The organism is Cuneatibacter sp. NSJ-177 (genome assembly GCF_022867805.1).
Classification (GTDB): Bacteria; Bacillota; Clostridia; order Lachnospirales; family Lachnospiraceae; genus Pseudolachnospira.
Genome location: NZ_JALIFO010000006.1, coordinates 951,558 through 965,168 on the forward strand (window position 1 = coordinate 951,558; position 13,611 = coordinate 965,168).

General features: G+C 46.3%; 13 protein-coding genes, 1 tRNA gene and 1 pseudogene. 13 read left to right on the forward strand and 2 right to left on the reverse strand.

Going from position 1 to position 13,611, the window contains the following annotated elements; translation table 11 throughout:
• Positions 1 to 24: 24 nt before the first annotated feature.
• From MUB23_RS12280 to MUB23_RS12300, 5 genes and pseudogenes are all read left to right on the forward strand, one after another.
• Positions 25 to 624 (forward strand): prolyl-tRNA synthetase associated domain-containing protein, encoded by a 600-nt coding sequence (locus MUB23_RS12280; RefSeq protein ID WP_244801193.1) that lies wholly within the window; start codon positions 25 to 27, stop codon positions 622 to 624.
• Positions 621 to 1,364, forward strand: coding sequence for a peroxide stress protein YaaA (gene yaaA, locus MUB23_RS12285; protein WP_244800881.1), 744 nt, complete (start codon positions 621 to 623; stop codon positions 1,362 to 1,364). Before MUB23_RS12280 ends, yaaA begins: the two co-directional genes overlap by 4 nt.
• A gap of 67 nt (positions 1,365 to 1,431) precedes the next feature.
• Entirely contained in the window at positions 1,432 to 1,887 is a 456-nt protein-coding gene (gene bcp / locus MUB23_RS12290; protein WP_244800882.1) for a thioredoxin-dependent thiol peroxidase, read from the forward strand.
• Between the two features lie 179 nt (positions 1,888 to 2,066).
• A complete protein-coding gene (locus tag MUB23_RS12295) occupies positions 2,067 to 2,459 on the forward strand; it encodes a pyridoxamine 5'-phosphate oxidase family protein (RefSeq protein ID WP_244800883.1) in 393 nt (130 codons plus the stop codon).
• A gap of 456 nt (positions 2,460 to 2,915) precedes the next feature.
• A pseudogene (locus MUB23_RS12300) lies at positions 2,916 to 3,227 on the forward strand (manganese catalase family protein); the annotation flags it as partial.
• 168 nt (positions 3,228 to 3,395) lie between these two features.
• Here the strand turns inward: MUB23_RS12300 and MUB23_RS12305 are convergent.
• Positions 3,396 to 3,468, reverse strand: a tRNA-Arg gene (locus MUB23_RS12305).
• Positions 3,469 to 3,663: 195 nt separating this feature from the next.
• Here MUB23_RS12305 and MUB23_RS12310 point away from each other — a divergent pair.
• The 6 genes from MUB23_RS12310 (at position 3,664) to MUB23_RS12335 (ending at position 9,789) form a co-directional block, all read left to right on the forward strand.
• Positions 3,664 to 5,016 carry an SH3 domain-containing protein gene (locus tag MUB23_RS12310; protein ID WP_244800884.1) on the forward strand — a complete coding sequence of 451 codons (1,353 nt, stop codon included), beginning with the start codon at positions 3,664 to 3,666 and terminating at the stop codon, positions 5,014 to 5,016.
• Between the two features lie 59 nt (positions 5,017 to 5,075).
• Positions 5,076 to 6,101 (forward strand): tRNA preQ1(34) S-adenosylmethionine ribosyltransferase-isomerase QueA, encoded by a 1,026-nt coding sequence (gene queA / locus MUB23_RS12315; protein WP_244800885.1) that lies wholly within the window; start codon positions 5,076 to 5,078, stop codon positions 6,099 to 6,101.
• A 334-nt stretch (positions 6,102 to 6,435) separates the two neighbouring features.
• Positions 6,436 to 7,026 (forward strand): restriction endonuclease, encoded by a 591-nt coding sequence (locus MUB23_RS12320; protein WP_244800886.1) that lies wholly within the window; start codon positions 6,436 to 6,438, stop codon positions 7,024 to 7,026.
• A gap of 2 nt (positions 7,027 to 7,028) precedes the next feature.
• On the forward strand, positions 7,029 to 7,349 hold the full coding sequence (locus MUB23_RS12325; RefSeq protein ID WP_330641890.1) for an AAA family ATPase: 321 nt from the start codon (positions 7,029 to 7,031) through the stop codon (positions 7,347 to 7,349).
• Positions 7,339 to 8,178 carry a hypothetical protein gene (locus MUB23_RS12330; protein WP_244800888.1) on the forward strand — a complete coding sequence of 280 codons (840 nt, stop codon included), beginning with the start codon at positions 7,339 to 7,341 and terminating at the stop codon, positions 8,176 to 8,178. The genes MUB23_RS12325 and MUB23_RS12330 overlap by 11 nt, the downstream gene beginning before the upstream one ends.
• Positions 8,179 to 8,253: 75 nt before the next feature.
• Positions 8,254 to 9,789 carry a hypothetical protein gene (locus MUB23_RS12335; protein ID WP_244800889.1) on the forward strand — a complete coding sequence of 512 codons (1,536 nt, stop codon included), beginning with the start codon at positions 8,254 to 8,256 and terminating at the stop codon, positions 9,787 to 9,789.
• A 59-nt stretch (positions 9,790 to 9,848) separates the two neighbouring features.
• Here the strand turns inward: MUB23_RS12335 and MUB23_RS12340 are convergent, their stop codons facing one another.
• Positions 9,849 to 10,010 (reverse strand): hypothetical protein, encoded by a 162-nt coding sequence (locus MUB23_RS12340; protein ID WP_244800890.1) that lies wholly within the window; start codon positions 10,008 to 10,010, stop codon positions 9,849 to 9,851.
• 851 nt (positions 10,011 to 10,861) lie between these two features.
• Between MUB23_RS12340 and MUB23_RS12345 the strand changes: the two genes are divergently transcribed.
• Positions 10,862 to 12,664 carry a sensor histidine kinase gene (locus tag MUB23_RS12345; RefSeq protein ID WP_244800891.1) on the forward strand — a complete coding sequence of 601 codons (1,803 nt, stop codon included), beginning with the start codon at positions 10,862 to 10,864 and terminating at the stop codon, positions 12,662 to 12,664.
• Positions 12,645 to 13,451 (forward strand): LytR/AlgR family response regulator transcription factor, encoded by an 807-nt coding sequence (locus MUB23_RS12350; protein WP_244800892.1) that lies wholly within the window; start codon positions 12,645 to 12,647, stop codon positions 13,449 to 13,451. Before MUB23_RS12345 ends, MUB23_RS12350 begins: the two co-directional genes overlap by 20 nt.
• The last annotated feature ends 160 nt before the right edge of the window (positions 13,452 to 13,611 follow it).

The window sequence follows — 13,611 nt, forward strand, 5'->3', positions numbered from 1 at the left end:
GGGACGATGGAGGACGGCGGCACAATGGCAGATCGAGAGGATGCCGCAAAACAGAATCCTTTTTGGATCGAGGAAGAATTCCACCGGGAAAAGCCTTCGGCTGACGGGCGGCTTCCGCGGGAAACAGCGGTTTACGAGCTGCTGGATCGCCTCGGCATTTCTTATCAGCGGATCGACCACGATCCGGTGGATACCATCGCAGACTGTGAGGCCGTGGACAGGAAACTAAATACCACGATCTGTAAGAATCTGTTTCTCTGCAACCGTCAGAAGACAAAATTTTATCTGCTGATGATTCCAGGGGAGAAGAAGTTTTTGACCAAGGAGCTTTCGAAACAGATCGGCTCCGCCCGCCTTTCCTTTGCCGGAGCGGAAGAAATGGAGCGGTACCTGGATATTCGGCCCGGCGCGGTCAGCGTGATGGGGCTGATGAACGATCAGGAAAATCAGGTGCAGCTTTTGGTGGACCGGGAAGTATTTGAGGCGCAGACCGTGGGCTGTCATCCCTGTGTGAATACGGCAAGCCTGAAACTGAAGGCGTCGGATCTCTGGGAGAAATTTCTGCCGGCGGTGGGGCATGTGCCCCAGGTGGTGGAATTGACCGGGGAGGCGGGGGAGGAATGAAGATTCTGATTTCCCCGGCGAAGAAGATGCGGGTGGAGGAAGAACTTTTTCCCTGGCGGGAACTTCCGGCTTTTTTGCCGAAGGCAGAGCGGCTGATGGAGTTTGTGCAGGGGCTTTCCTACGGGGAGGCAAAAAAGCTTTGGGCCTGCAACGATGCCATCGCGGAGCTGAACTTTGGCAGGTTCCGGCGGATGGAACTGAAACAGCGGCTGACACCGGCGCTGTTTTCCTATGAAGGCATCCAATATCAGTATCTGGCGCCGCGGGTGTTGGAAGATCAGGCATTGGAGTATTTGCAGGAGCACCTGCGGATCCTGTCCGGTTTTTACGGTGTTCTCCGCCCTTTTGACGGGGTGACGCCTTACCGGTTGGAAATGCAGGCGAAGGCCCAGGTGGACGGATGCCGGGACTTGTATGAATTCTGGGGAGGGGATCTGGCGAAGGCCGTGACGGCGGACAGCCAGGAACTTCTCAATCTGGCTTCCAAGGAATACGCGAAGGCAGTGGAAGCCTGGCTGGAACCGGGGATCCGTGAGGTGACCTGCATTTTTGGCGAATGGGTGAAGGGCCAGGTGATTCAGAAGGGGACCAAGGCAAAAATGGCGAGGGGAGAGATGGTTCGCTTTCTGGCGGAGAGAAACGCGGCGGCCATGGAGGAAGCGAAAGACTTCGACCGGTTGGGGTATCGATACCGGAGGGAACTTTCTTCGGAGACAGAGTGGTTGTTTTTACTGGAGTAATCATGCAGAATTCGGACTTCCCGCCGTTCTTGTGGAGCGGCGGAGCGCAAAAAAGGAGGAATCAAATATGTTGGAAGTAGGACAGAAAGCCCCGGAATTCACATTGCCGGATCAGAACGGGAATCTAGTTTCTCTGTCGGATTTTCGGGGGAAGAAAGTAATTGTCTATTTTTACAGCAAGGATAACACCGCAGGATGCACAAAGCAGACCTGCACTTTTGCAGAGCAGTACCCGGCATTTGAGGAAAAGGGCGCGGTGATTTTAGGGATCAGCAAGGACCCGGTTTCCTCTCATCAGAAATTTGCGGCGAAATATCAACTGCCGTTTTCGATTCTGTCGGACCCGGAGTTCCATGTGTTGGAGGCCTATGATGTGCGGAAAGAGAAAAACATGTATGGAAAAAAGGTTATGGGGATCGTCCGTTCTTCTTATCTGATTGATGAGAACGGTATCATTGAGAAAGTCCATGCGAAAGTGAAGCCGGAGGAAAATGCCGGACTGGCGCTTTTGGATTTGCAGTAAGCCGGACGGATGGCTTTGATTCGGCCGATTTTTCTATGTTTTGGGATGGAATACACTTGCGGATTCCCTGGAAAGAATTATAATAATAAATGAAACCGTGATGATACAAGGCTGCGGATCGTGAGAATCGGCGCGGCTGGCACAGCGGATAGAGATTCGCAAAAAGAGGAGGTAGATCCATGCAGGAAGTTTATGAGTTTTTGAAAAAATGCAAAACTTATTATCTGGCTACCGTGGAGGGCACGCAGCCTAGAGTCCGGCCTTTTGGCACAGTGGATTTGTTTGAGGGAAAGATTTACATCCAGACCGGAAAAGTCAAATCCGTTTCCCGCCAGCTCCTAGAAAATCCCCAGGTGGAAATCTGTGCTTTTGACGGAACCCATTGGCTTCGCGTGGCGGCCACGGCAGTGGAGGACGACCGGGTGGAGGCGAGACGGCATATGCTGGACGCGTTTCCCCAACTTCAGTCCATGTATCAGCCCGACGATGGAAATACGCAGGTGTTTTATTTAAAGGATGCCACGGCGACGTTTTCTTCTTTTACGGAGGCGCCAAGAGAGATTCGGTTTTAGATTATTGGAAATATGAGGGATTGTAATAGATTCCCCTTTGCTCCCGGAAGATGGGATGCGAGGGGGATTTTTTATGGAAATCTTCCGTTTCTTGTTGACCAGGCGGCGGGGGTTCGCCCAAATTTGGAGCCACGGAGGTGTACAAAAAAATAATGGTAAATATTTTTTGAATGGTCCAAAGCATTATAAATTTTTGATATAATAAGAAAAAATTACTATTATAAATAGGTAAAAAAAGAAACAAACATAGACAATTCGTTTTTTGCGATTCAACATCCAATATTATGTTGTTCCATGATACCTTTCCTTTTTCTCAAAATAATGGCATGGTGAGTGAATTTCTTCTGCATATACTAATTGCGCAGGACAAAAAACTGAAGGAGGAAATGCAATGCAAAAAGAACATTTGGCGATTGCCAGCGTTCCCTGCCAGTCTTGGGGTGAATGTTTGCAGCGGCTCTTTGGCCTCAGGCGGCGGCTGGCGTTCCGTTTACTGCCCTGGAATTTCAGTCAAAAGGAGATGCAATCGCCGACCTGACGGAGGACCTGGCTGCGGAGCAAAAAGCACGTACTGTATACGACAATTTGCTTCGTGTGATTGAGGATCCGGAAGTCCGGGAACCGTTAAAGTTCCTGCGTTCCCGTGAAATCGTGCATTTCCAGCGTTTCGGGGAGGCACTGGAACGCACGAAAGAAAAACTGGACGCAAAAGACTTCTATTATTTTAACCCGGAATTTGATAAAGAAATGTTCCGAGCAGAAAAATAGATAGGAATCATCGAAAAGAACAATCGGCCAAAAAAAATTCGGCCGATTGTTCTTTTTTCCTTGTGATGGCGGGGAAATAGGAGTAGAGTAAACCTAGTAAAAAGAAAAGGAAACGAATTTTCCTTCCACTAAAAGAAAATTCGTTTCCTACAGACAGGCAATAAAAAATGCGTCAGACAGGATTCGAACCTGCTACCCCCAGAGTCGGAGTCTGGAACTCTATCCAATGAGTTACTGACGCATGTTTCTAGTATAATCAGAAACGAGAATAAAGTCAACCAGAATTTTCACAGATTTAGAAAAAATTTATATAACCCGATGATTTTAAAAAAAACGTAAGACCTGGCAGTTGACAAGTGACAGGCCCTTTGCTAAAATGATAAGAGCCTTATTACGAAGATATTACATAAATATTACGGCTGGAAAGGATGATCGTATGTCAAAACCATTTGACGAGGAAGACGACGATTTTGAACCATTGAAGATAGATGAAGAATTTGAGGATGTCTGGGGTGGGGAAGAAGACGACTTCGTAGACATCAGCTTGGACGGAGGTTCAGAAAAAGAGGACAAGTCTCATGACCGTGTGGCAGCTTCCTCCCGTCCGGTGCGAAAAATTGAAAAGGTGATTCCGGATCCTTTTGCAGAAGAGGAGAAAGACGATTCCGACCGGTACCCGTCCGGCTGGGACAGCAGCGGGAATTATTCCGGCGGTTCCAGAGGCCAGGGCGGCGGTCACTTTTCCGGCCACAAAAGCTACATCATTCTCGCTTTGATCTGCCTGGTAGTCGTGGCGGCGGTCGTGGTGATCTTGAAGTTTTCATCCGGTAAGGCGGGCGCGGGAGAGACAACAGCAGCCTCCACGGGATCGGATACCTCCACAGAAGCGTCCGTTTCCGCCTGGAAGGAAAATGGAAATGAGGCCGTGACCCAGCTGGTAAATCAGTATTATACGGCGCTGAAAGCGGCGGATATGACGACTCTCCAGAATATCATGGATGCGGGTTCCATGCCGACGGAAGATACCGTCTCCAAAATGAACGGCTACATCGAGGATTATCAGAACATTAGCTGTTATACCATGGATGGCGAAAAAGAGGGGGAATATGCTCTTTATATTGCCTATGACGCGAAATTTAAGGATGTCAATACATTGGCGCCGGGACTGACCCCTGCCTATGTCGTGACGGATTCCGCCGGTGCGCTGCGTTTGATGACGGTAGAACAGATTCAGGCGGACGAGAGAATCGTATCCTATATGAACCAGGTATCCAACGATGAAAAGATTGAGCAGTTGGGCAAGGATATCCTGAATCGGTTCAATGAGGCATTGGCCGCTGACCCTGCGCTGAATGCACTGGTTGGCAACGGCAGCGAAGGCACTACTGCCGCCGGCGACAGCCAGCCTGCAGAGAGCACCAGCCAGCCGGAGAGCACAACTCCGGCAGAGTCGTCGACCCAGGAGACCACGACAGCTCCGGCGGAGACCAGTCCCGCTGAGACCACGACTACCGCGGCTCAGGGCGGCGAGAATACGTTTACAGAGCAGACGACCGGTATGGTATTCCAGAATACGGATACGATGATGTATACCAATAATCAGGTAAAAGCAAGAAAAGCTCCGACCACAGACGGAGAGGATTTCGATATTGTCTCTGCTGGAACGAAAGTCCATGTAATCGGAAAGAGTGACAGCTGGTATCGGGTTTACCTTCCGGAAGGCGACGGTTCGCCCCGGTATATCCGCTCTGATCTCCTTGTACTGGACAATCCGGCGGGCGGAAATTGATGAGATGAAAAAACGGGGCTTGCCAAAAGCCCCGTTCTTTTGATGAAAGGGAGAAAACAATGGATATCAATGATTTTGACTACGATTTGCCGGAGGAACTGATTGCACAGGATCCCATTGAGGACCGTTCCTCCTCACGGCTGCTGGTTTTGGATAAGGAAACAGGCGCGATCCGCCATGAAATTTTTCGGGATATTTTAGATGAACTAAATCCAGGCGATTGCCTGGTGATCAACAATACCAAAGTGATTCCGGCCCGGTTGATGGGCGTTAAGGAGGAGACCGGCGCCGCCATCGAAGTCTTGCTTTTAAAGCGCCTGGAGAACGACACCTGGGAGACATTGGTGAAGCCGGGAAAAAAAGCGCGGCCCGGTACGGTGATTTCCTTTGGCGACGGCCTGTTAAAGGGAACCGTGGTCGATGTGCTGGAAGAGGGCAATCGAAAAATTCAATTCTCTTATCAAGGGATTTTTGAAGAAATCTTGGATCAGCTGGGGCAGATGCCCCTTCCCCCGTACATTACTCACACGCTGAAGGATAAAAACCGCTATCAGACGGTCTACGCCAAGTATGACGGCTCGGCGGCGGCCCCGACGGCCGGCCTCCATTTTACCCAGGATCTGCTGCAAAAGATTCGGGAGAAGGGGGTGGAGATTGCGGAAGTTACCCTCCATGTCGGGCTGGGGACATTCCGGCCGGTCAAGGTGGAAAAAGTTGAAGAGCATCATATGCACTCGGAGCTTTATATTGTGGATGAAGAAACAGCAGAGAAAGTAAACAAGGCCCGGCGAAACGGCGGACGTATCGTGGCAGTGGGGACCACGAGCTGCCGGACGTTGGAGTCCGCGTCCACCGAAGACGGGGTGCTTCATCCGGGCAGCGGCTGGACGGATATCTTTATTTACCCTGGATATCAGTTTAAGATGATTGATGCGCTGATAACCAATTTCCACCTGCCGAAGTCTACCTTGGTGATGCTGGTGTCTGCATTGGCGGGGCGGGAGCACATTTTGGCGGCTTATGAGGAAGCGGTGAAGGAACGGTATCGGTTTTTTAGTTTTGGGGATGCAATGTATATTGGGTGAGCGAATTTTTGGGATAGAGAAAACCCGCAAAAGCACAGGAAACTAGGGCTTTTACGGGTCTTTTTGCATTTAGTTGGGGAAACAGTTTTTTTGCTCTTTTGGACCCAAACAGACGAGAACGGAACTTTTACTCCAACTTTTGAAAGCACAGAAAAATGCAGAACAAAGGTTTGGATTAGTTCTGTACTTTTTTGATATACTTTGATATAATCAGAGCAAAACTAATTGAACGTAATAAATAGGATAGATTCTGACACTTTGTAAAGTGGAGGGAAATATAGACAACAGCTGATATCGGTTTGATTTGTAAAAAAGAAGCGGACGGGGATTACGGATGAGAAATTATGATTTTAATGAAAAGTTGGATTGGAAGTCATTCCAGATTTTGGCGTGTGAAATCGTGCAGTACAGAGAGAAGATTCATTTTCAGACTTTTCGGGATGGAAAGGATAAAGGGATTGATGGATTATGGTTTTGGGAGGAGAAAAATATAGTCCTTCAGGCAAAGCGCTATAAAAAATTTGCAGATTTGTACCGGGTACTTAAAGATGACGAGCTACCCAAGATTAAAAATCTGGATCCAAAACGGTATATCCTGGTAGTTTCGTTGAGCTTAAGTGAACAAGAGGCGGAAAAAATTTACGAATTATTTTCAGGATATATCACCCGTAGCAATGATTTGCTGGACCGAGATGCTCTGAACCGCTTTCTGTCAGAGCCGTCATACCATTGGATCGAAAAGAATTTTACAAATTTGTGGATACCGGACGGTATCATCTTGGAAGAAGTTATGCAAAAAATCATGAAAAAAGGGGCTAAAAATAGGAATGCCAGGGAGCAGAGGAAAGCAATCGAAGGGTGCAGGACTTTTGTGCAGACAGGCGTATATAATAAAGCCAGAGAGAGGATGGAAAAAACCATGTAGTGGTGATTTCCGGGCAGCCGGGTATGGGAAAGACCACGATTGCTCGTATGTTGGCTTTGGATTTTCTGTCTTTTGACTGCCATGAAGGATTCCATTGGGTGAGCAGCCTGGATGAGATTGAGTATGAATGGGAAGAATCGGAGCAGAAGCAGGTATTTATTCTAGACGATTACTGGGGGTCCGTATTTCATAGAGAACGCAGCCGGAAGGACAACTATATTTTAGAGGAATTAATTGATAAGTTTAGAATAACCGACGGTAAATGTCTGATTATCACTACGCGTGAATATATTGTCCAGCAGGAGCTTTTTTTTGAATCCTGAATTACAAGATATAATACAGACGCTAAAAATAGAATGCGTTATGAAAGAATATTCAGATGCAGAGAAAGTTAAGATTTTGTTTGCTCATTTGCAGGCGTCCGATTTGGATATAGAATATGTTGAAAGTATTTATCATAACTGTGATCGGCTTGTATATAACCACGGTTATAGCCCAAAAGTGATTGATAAATTCTTAAAGCAACCCGGATACGAAGAATATTCGCCATGGGAATATGCACAGAATTTGCTGGATTGGATCGAATATCCGGAATTAATGTGGAAGGGTGTTTTTGCAGAATTGTCGGAAGAAGCGATTATGATTTCATCTATCGTTGCAATCTCCTACACACCCATCAGCATTGAGGATGTACGCAATACATACAGCAATTATGTGCAGATTTATAAAGGGGATTCCGTACCAAAATCTTTTGAAAGCTGTATTTCTGAATTAGAAGAAACAATCCTTCTTACCTATTATGATGAAGAGGAAGAGGAAACAAAGATGGAATTTGAAAATCCTTCCATTGTAGATTTCTTGCTGGAATATCTTGATAAAAATCAAGAGTATTATATTCCGCGTCTAACCAAATGCAGTATTTTTTATAATCAGCTGCTTATGTTGCTGGAAAAATTTCATTGTCATGATAAGAAAATCAATCAGATGGTTGAAAAACGGTGTGTGGAGGAATTCTATAAGCTTCCTATGAAACTAGAGGATTATGGCGTCCGCGAATTTGGGGAAAGCTTCAGGGACAGCGGCAGTGAATGGTGCAGACGAGCCTTTCATTTAATGCGCCTGACACAATACGGTTCGGGAGATCAGGCGTAGGATTTTATCCGGGAATTTGTAAAGCAATTTTTCACTTGTATTGAGAAACATTCGTTGTTTAACGGAGTTCAGGAGATGATGAATTTTGCCGGGCTGATTGAAGTATGCGAAAAGAAAGGGATGCACTTTGACGGAAAAGAAGTGATAGAACAATATTGGGAGCATTGCAGGCTATATCAGGATTATCAAGGGATGGAGAAGCTTCTGAATGTTTACCCTAAGCTATCGGCAGAATGGGGAGAGAAATATGCCGCTTTTATGAAAACACATGTTAAAAAGTTAATTCTAGAAACTTTATTATATTATGATGAGTACGGATACGACATTGAGGAAGATATATTGGTGGAATTGATCCCCTCTATTTTAAAGGACTTTGGTTTAAACTATACGAAAAAATATAAAAATGAAATTAAGGATATTGTCGGATATTATTATGAAGATCCAAGACCTTTGAAAATGAATGCAGGCCGTTCTCAGAGCAGTCCTTCCATTGAGGAGATGGATTATGACCAGGCAAAGAGAGAGGGATATGAACAATTATTGGGAGAATCTGATTTCTATCTTGAAGAAAATATGATAGAAATTATAAAGATCCATTGTTTCGCAGAGGAAAATGAGAATTTTCTGCTCCGAACAATTAAAACGGGAGAACCATGGTATTTGCACGAATTTATGGTTGATGAGAGCAGCATTGATCTTTTGAAACAGTTGGAAGATAAATTGCTGTTGAAAATGGCAGTGGAGGATTTGTATCTGTTCACATTCTGGATTTTCTATGCGATTACAGCTGAGCTAGGAGAACTATGTGGCAACCTAATCCGTTTTTGTGTCGATTATGCCTTAGAAATGTTAAACAAAACGGTTCCCATCATATCAGAAAGTAAATTTAAAAAATTGCCTTGTTATAAGGAATTCGTGGAGCATAACCCGGAAGTGGAAACGCTGTTATTTACTTATCTATTGGGCCGGCGGAGCAAATGGGTTGTAATCAAGCAGGATGTGTTAATACTTTGTCTGCTATTCCGTGGGATGAAAGATGATGCTGAGGTTGATTGGGATACTGTTTTCGATAAAGGACGGGGAACATGCTTAGTAGGAGGGCAAAAAGGTAAGAAAATTTTTTGTTTTCCGGATTTTGTAAATCATTCCAACATGAAATGGATACAAAAGATACAGATGATTATGGATGAGATAGACAAAAAGGGATTCCGTCAACGACACGTGATACCAAAACTGGAAGAGTTTTTGAATCGCTATCATCAAAAACCGGAAAGAGCAGTAGCTTTTATGGAGGATATCCAGTGGAGATTGGATATTGATATCAATGGGAAACTTTGCGGCAGCTTTGCGGTAGAGGATGATGTGATGATATTGGCGGAGAACATAGGGATAGCGGATTTGTGTGATGCAGAAGAGCGTCTATCAGGGAGTTCCCTAAAGTCACTGATCAAACGGAAGGAAATCTGTTCGGAGAAGGAGGGACACATAACAGTTTTCGTATATAAGGAAAAGGATAAGAAATATTTGAAGAGGATTGGGGTTTATGACGCATTGGAATCTTATCTGAAAAAACTGGAGAATTTCGTTCAGTTAAATCAGAAAAAACAGTGAGGAATATTGAAAATGGATGAGGGAAAAGTATAGAACAACAGTTGATTTTGATCAGTGATTTACCCCTCCAGCCATCGGATGACACCCTCGCCGGTGCGCTCCCTATCCAAGGGCAGTAAATGTGCCAGTTCCTCGTTGGTATAGATGATTTCAGCCACCAGGCCGGACAATAAAAGTGCATAAGCTCCGTGGAAGATACGGAGACTATAAATGTTGCTCATTGGCTCCTCCTTGTCGTCCAGAAGAAGGGAAAACTTTTTCCCCAGTGCGGACGCAACTTTCAGAATCATATCCAGCGCGGGGTTCTGCACGCCGCTCCCCAGGCGGCAGAGGTTGAATTGCTGGGTTCACACACTCTTTGCAAGCTCCGCCTGGGAAACGCCCTGTTCCAGCCGGGGCTTTACAAGCTGGGCAATAATTTTTTGTCGCCGACGCAGTTCGTCCATGTTCTCACCTATTTTCACTTTGAATAAATAGCACATTTTATAACAACGGTCTATTCTGTTAAGGTACTAGAATGGAAGATTAAAATAAGGAATGTACGGCAACTCTGTCTTTTCCTGCATTTGCTTTTGGAAAATGCAGGCGGCGAACAAACGAATCCGGACCGACTTTTCTGTTTTTGGAAACCGCCAATGACTTCGGATATAGGATATAATAAGTCAACCAAATCTGTAAATTCTTCTCAAAGAATCATGAGGAGTCCCTCAAAGAATACCGCAAAGCACATCGAACCATATGACGCTCCGCTCTAAAAAAAACGTTGTCTTATGGAGTGCTTTTTACCCATTTGGAGTATTTCCTGTCTGAATGTTGCAGGAATTGCTTTTGGGGAGTAAGCAAACACAAGTTGCGTTACACTTGAATACTCTTGCATATTCACATGGGATCTGTTATGCTTTGAAGAATTGCACATAGATTAAAATCGATTGCAGGCAAACGGCCAAACCGGCCGGATGCCGGGGGACCGGTACCAGAGATGAATTAGCCGGGCAGAGCCCAACGAAATAAACCACAGGAAGTTTGGGCGTGACCGGCATAGAGCAACGTGAGAAGGAATTCGAGGAAACCAATGAAGACAACGGAAAAGAAAATCAGCTGGTTGCTGACGGCCGTTTTGTGTGGAATTGCCGCGCTGCTGTTGTCGTTACTGGACAGCGCGGCGCCGCCGGCGACGCCGGAAGACACTGTTACTGAGATGAAGGATGGATGGGTTTTTCTGGATTCGGACGGAATCAGCCGGCCGGTTATGGACATGAACGGAAATATTGACATCCCGGCAGGGCAGGTCACCCATATGGAAAATACGCTGCCCCAGGACTGGGAGGACGGGATGTATCTGTGCTTTCGTAGCGCCCAGCAGTCGGTGCGGGTTTTTGTGGACGGAGAACAGATTTATGAGTACGATACTTCGGGTTCCCGGCGGTTTGGCAAATCCACGCCCAGCGCGTGGAACTTTGTCCTGGTGCCTTCCGGGGCGGCGGGTAAACGTGTCTCCATCGAAACCACATCCCCTTATCAACAAAGTTCCGGAAAGCTGAATATGGTGTTCTACGGGGAGTTTTCCGCTGTTGAACTGTATGTGATCAACCAACGGCTTCCTCAGTTTATCATCAGTATCGCCCTTGTGGTACTGTCGCTGATTTTGTTTTTGGCCTCTTTTTGTCTGTTGAAATCCAGAGAAATGCGGCATATTCTGCATAGCCTGTCTTTTTTTATCCTGCTGGTTGGGGTATGGGTGTATGGAGAATCCAAGATGCCCCATACATTTATGTCCGTTCGTCTCATGGAATCGATCGCTGTATATTTTGCCTTGTGTATTCTTCCCATCCCGTATCTGGAATATATGCGATGCCGCATGAGTCCACGCCACCAGAAAGGGAATAAGGTATTGCTTTTTGCGGCGCTGGCAAATGTGCTGGCCAGCACATTGCTTCAACTTTTCCAGATAAAGGATCTCATCGAACTGCTTCCTTCCACCCATGCGATTATCGTGCTGACGGCAGCCTATGCCATTTTCGCCATATGGAGCGACCGGCGTAAAGGGGTGAAGATTGGCGACCGGCTGGAAGTGGGGGGCTTGATCTTTTTGGTGATCTGTATTTTCGTGGAATTAAGTTTGTTTTATCAAAGCCAGTATAACAGAACAGGAGAGCTGGTTCCTCTCGGTCTTTTGGTTTACCTGACCATGCTCAGCATCAGCACGGTCAGAGCCCTGGTGCGCCGGTCGGCGGAAGCGGCGGAACTGGACCGGAAATTGCAGGAGAATCGGGTTCAGCTATTAATCAGTCAGATCCAGCCTCATTTTATTTACAATACATTGGGGGCAATTCAGACTTATATCAAAAAATCTCCCGATATCGCCTATAAAATGGTACAGGATTTCAGCGATTACCTTCGAATGAATCTCCAGTCCCTCACCAATCCCGGCACAGTTTCGTTTGCAGATGAGCTTAGGCATGTCCGGGCTTATACAGATATCGAGCTGATCCGCTTTCAAAACCGGGTCCAGGTGGTCTATGAAATTGAGACGGAGGATTTTCAAATTCTCCCGCTCACCGTTCAGCCTTTAGTGGAAAATGCCATCAAGCACGGGGTATGCAAAAAGGTAGAAGGCGGAACCGTGTGGATTCGTACCCAGGAGCTGGAGCAGGAGTTTAGGATCACCGTGGTAGATAACGGAGTTGGATTTGACTGCAAGGAAGGAAAGAACCGGCAGGATTCCATTGGCCTGTCCAATATTCAGCACCGGCTGAAACTTCAGATGAACGCCGTCGTAGAGATCTCAAGTGTCCCCGGTGAAGGCACAAAAGTGACGGTGATCATCCCGAAAGAAAAGAAAGAGGATAAATTCCATGAAAACGATTCTTGTTGACGATGAGCTCTGGGCAATGGATAAATTTGAGATTGAGGCAGAGTTCATCCCGGATATCGAAATCGTTGGGAAATTCGATCGGGCGGACGAGGCACTTCGATTCGCCGAAACCAACCGGGTAGACTTTGCTCTTCTGGATATCGAAATGCCGGGAATGAACGGACTGGAGCTCGGCAAAGCGCTGCGGGAACGGTATCCGGAAATTGTGATTATCTTTGTCTCCGGGTATGACCGGTATGTGTTGGATGCCCTGCACTGCGGCGCGGATTATTACATTACCAAGCCCTATTCCAGCGATCAGGTGACGAGTGCTCTGAAACGGGCGAAACTGCTGTCGAGACGGCAGGAAAAACCTTTGTATATTCGCACATTCGGCGCTTTTGAGGTGTTTTTGAACGGGAAGGCGGTTAAATTTCCCGGAGCGAAGGTGAAGGAAATTTTTGCGCTTTTGGTGGATAAGAATGGCGGCGGATTAAAGTCCGAGGAGGCCTTTTCTATGATTTGGGAGAACAAAGAATACACCGACACAAATCTCAGTTTATATCGGAATGCTGTGCACCGGCTGGCTGAATTTTTGGACTCCATCGGTCTTGGCGGCCTCTTGATTGCGGATAAGAACATGAGATGGCTGAATACGGAACTGTATGATTGTGATTACAATCGTTTTTTGGATGGGGATATCAAAGCAACAGAAGAATTTCAGGGAGAATACATGACAGATTATAGCTGGGCGGAAAATACATTGGGAATGCTCTGCGAAATCAGTAAAAATAGAAGAAAAATATAGATAAATTTTAAAAAATATTCTTTTTTGCCGTCACGATTACACGATGATTACACGACACTTTTTGTATAATTAACTGGTAATTCATCGTAGTGACGCAAAGATAGCAAAAGCGAAGAAAATTCGCTGGGAAGAATAGGCCACGCGTCAGGAATTGGATTGC

Bases quoted from the DNA above. Each gene is read 5' to 3' on its own strand.
- MUB23_RS12335 (WP_244800889.1), top strand. From the start codon at position 8,254: ATGATGAATTTTGCCGGGCTGATTGAAGTATGCGAAAAGAAAGGGATG.
- MUB23_RS12340 (WP_244800890.1), bottom strand. From the start codon at position 10,010: ATGAGCAACATTTATAGTCTCCGTATCTTCCACGGAGCTTATGCACTT.
- bcp (WP_244800882.1), top strand. From the start codon at position 1,432: ATGTTGGAAGTAGGACAGAAAGCCCCGGAATTCACATTGCCGGATCAG.
- MUB23_RS12345 (WP_244800891.1), top strand. From the start codon at position 10,862: ATGAAGACAACGGAAAAGAAAATCAGCTGGTTGCTGACGGCCGTTTTG.
- MUB23_RS12295 (WP_244800883.1), top strand. From the start codon at position 2,067: ATGCAGGAAGTTTATGAGTTTTTGAAAAAATGCAAAACTTATTATCTG.
- yaaA (WP_244800881.1), top strand. From the start codon at position 621: ATGAAGATTCTGATTTCCCCGGCGAAGAAGATGCGGGTGGAGGAAGAA.
- MUB23_RS12350 (WP_244800892.1), top strand. From the start codon at position 12,645: ATGAAAACGATTCTTGTTGACGATGAGCTCTGGGCAATGGATAAATTT.
- queA (WP_244800885.1), top strand. From the start codon at position 5,076: ATGGATATCAATGATTTTGACTACGATTTGCCGGAGGAACTGATTGCA.
- MUB23_RS12320 (WP_244800886.1), top strand. From the start codon at position 6,436: ATGAGAAATTATGATTTTAATGAAAAGTTGGATTGGAAGTCATTCCAG.
- MUB23_RS12280 (WP_244801193.1), top strand. From the start codon at position 25: ATGGCAGATCGAGAGGATGCCGCAAAACAGAATCCTTTTTGGATCGAG.
- MUB23_RS12310 (WP_244800884.1), top strand. From the start codon at position 3,664: ATGTCAAAACCATTTGACGAGGAAGACGACGATTTTGAACCATTGAAG.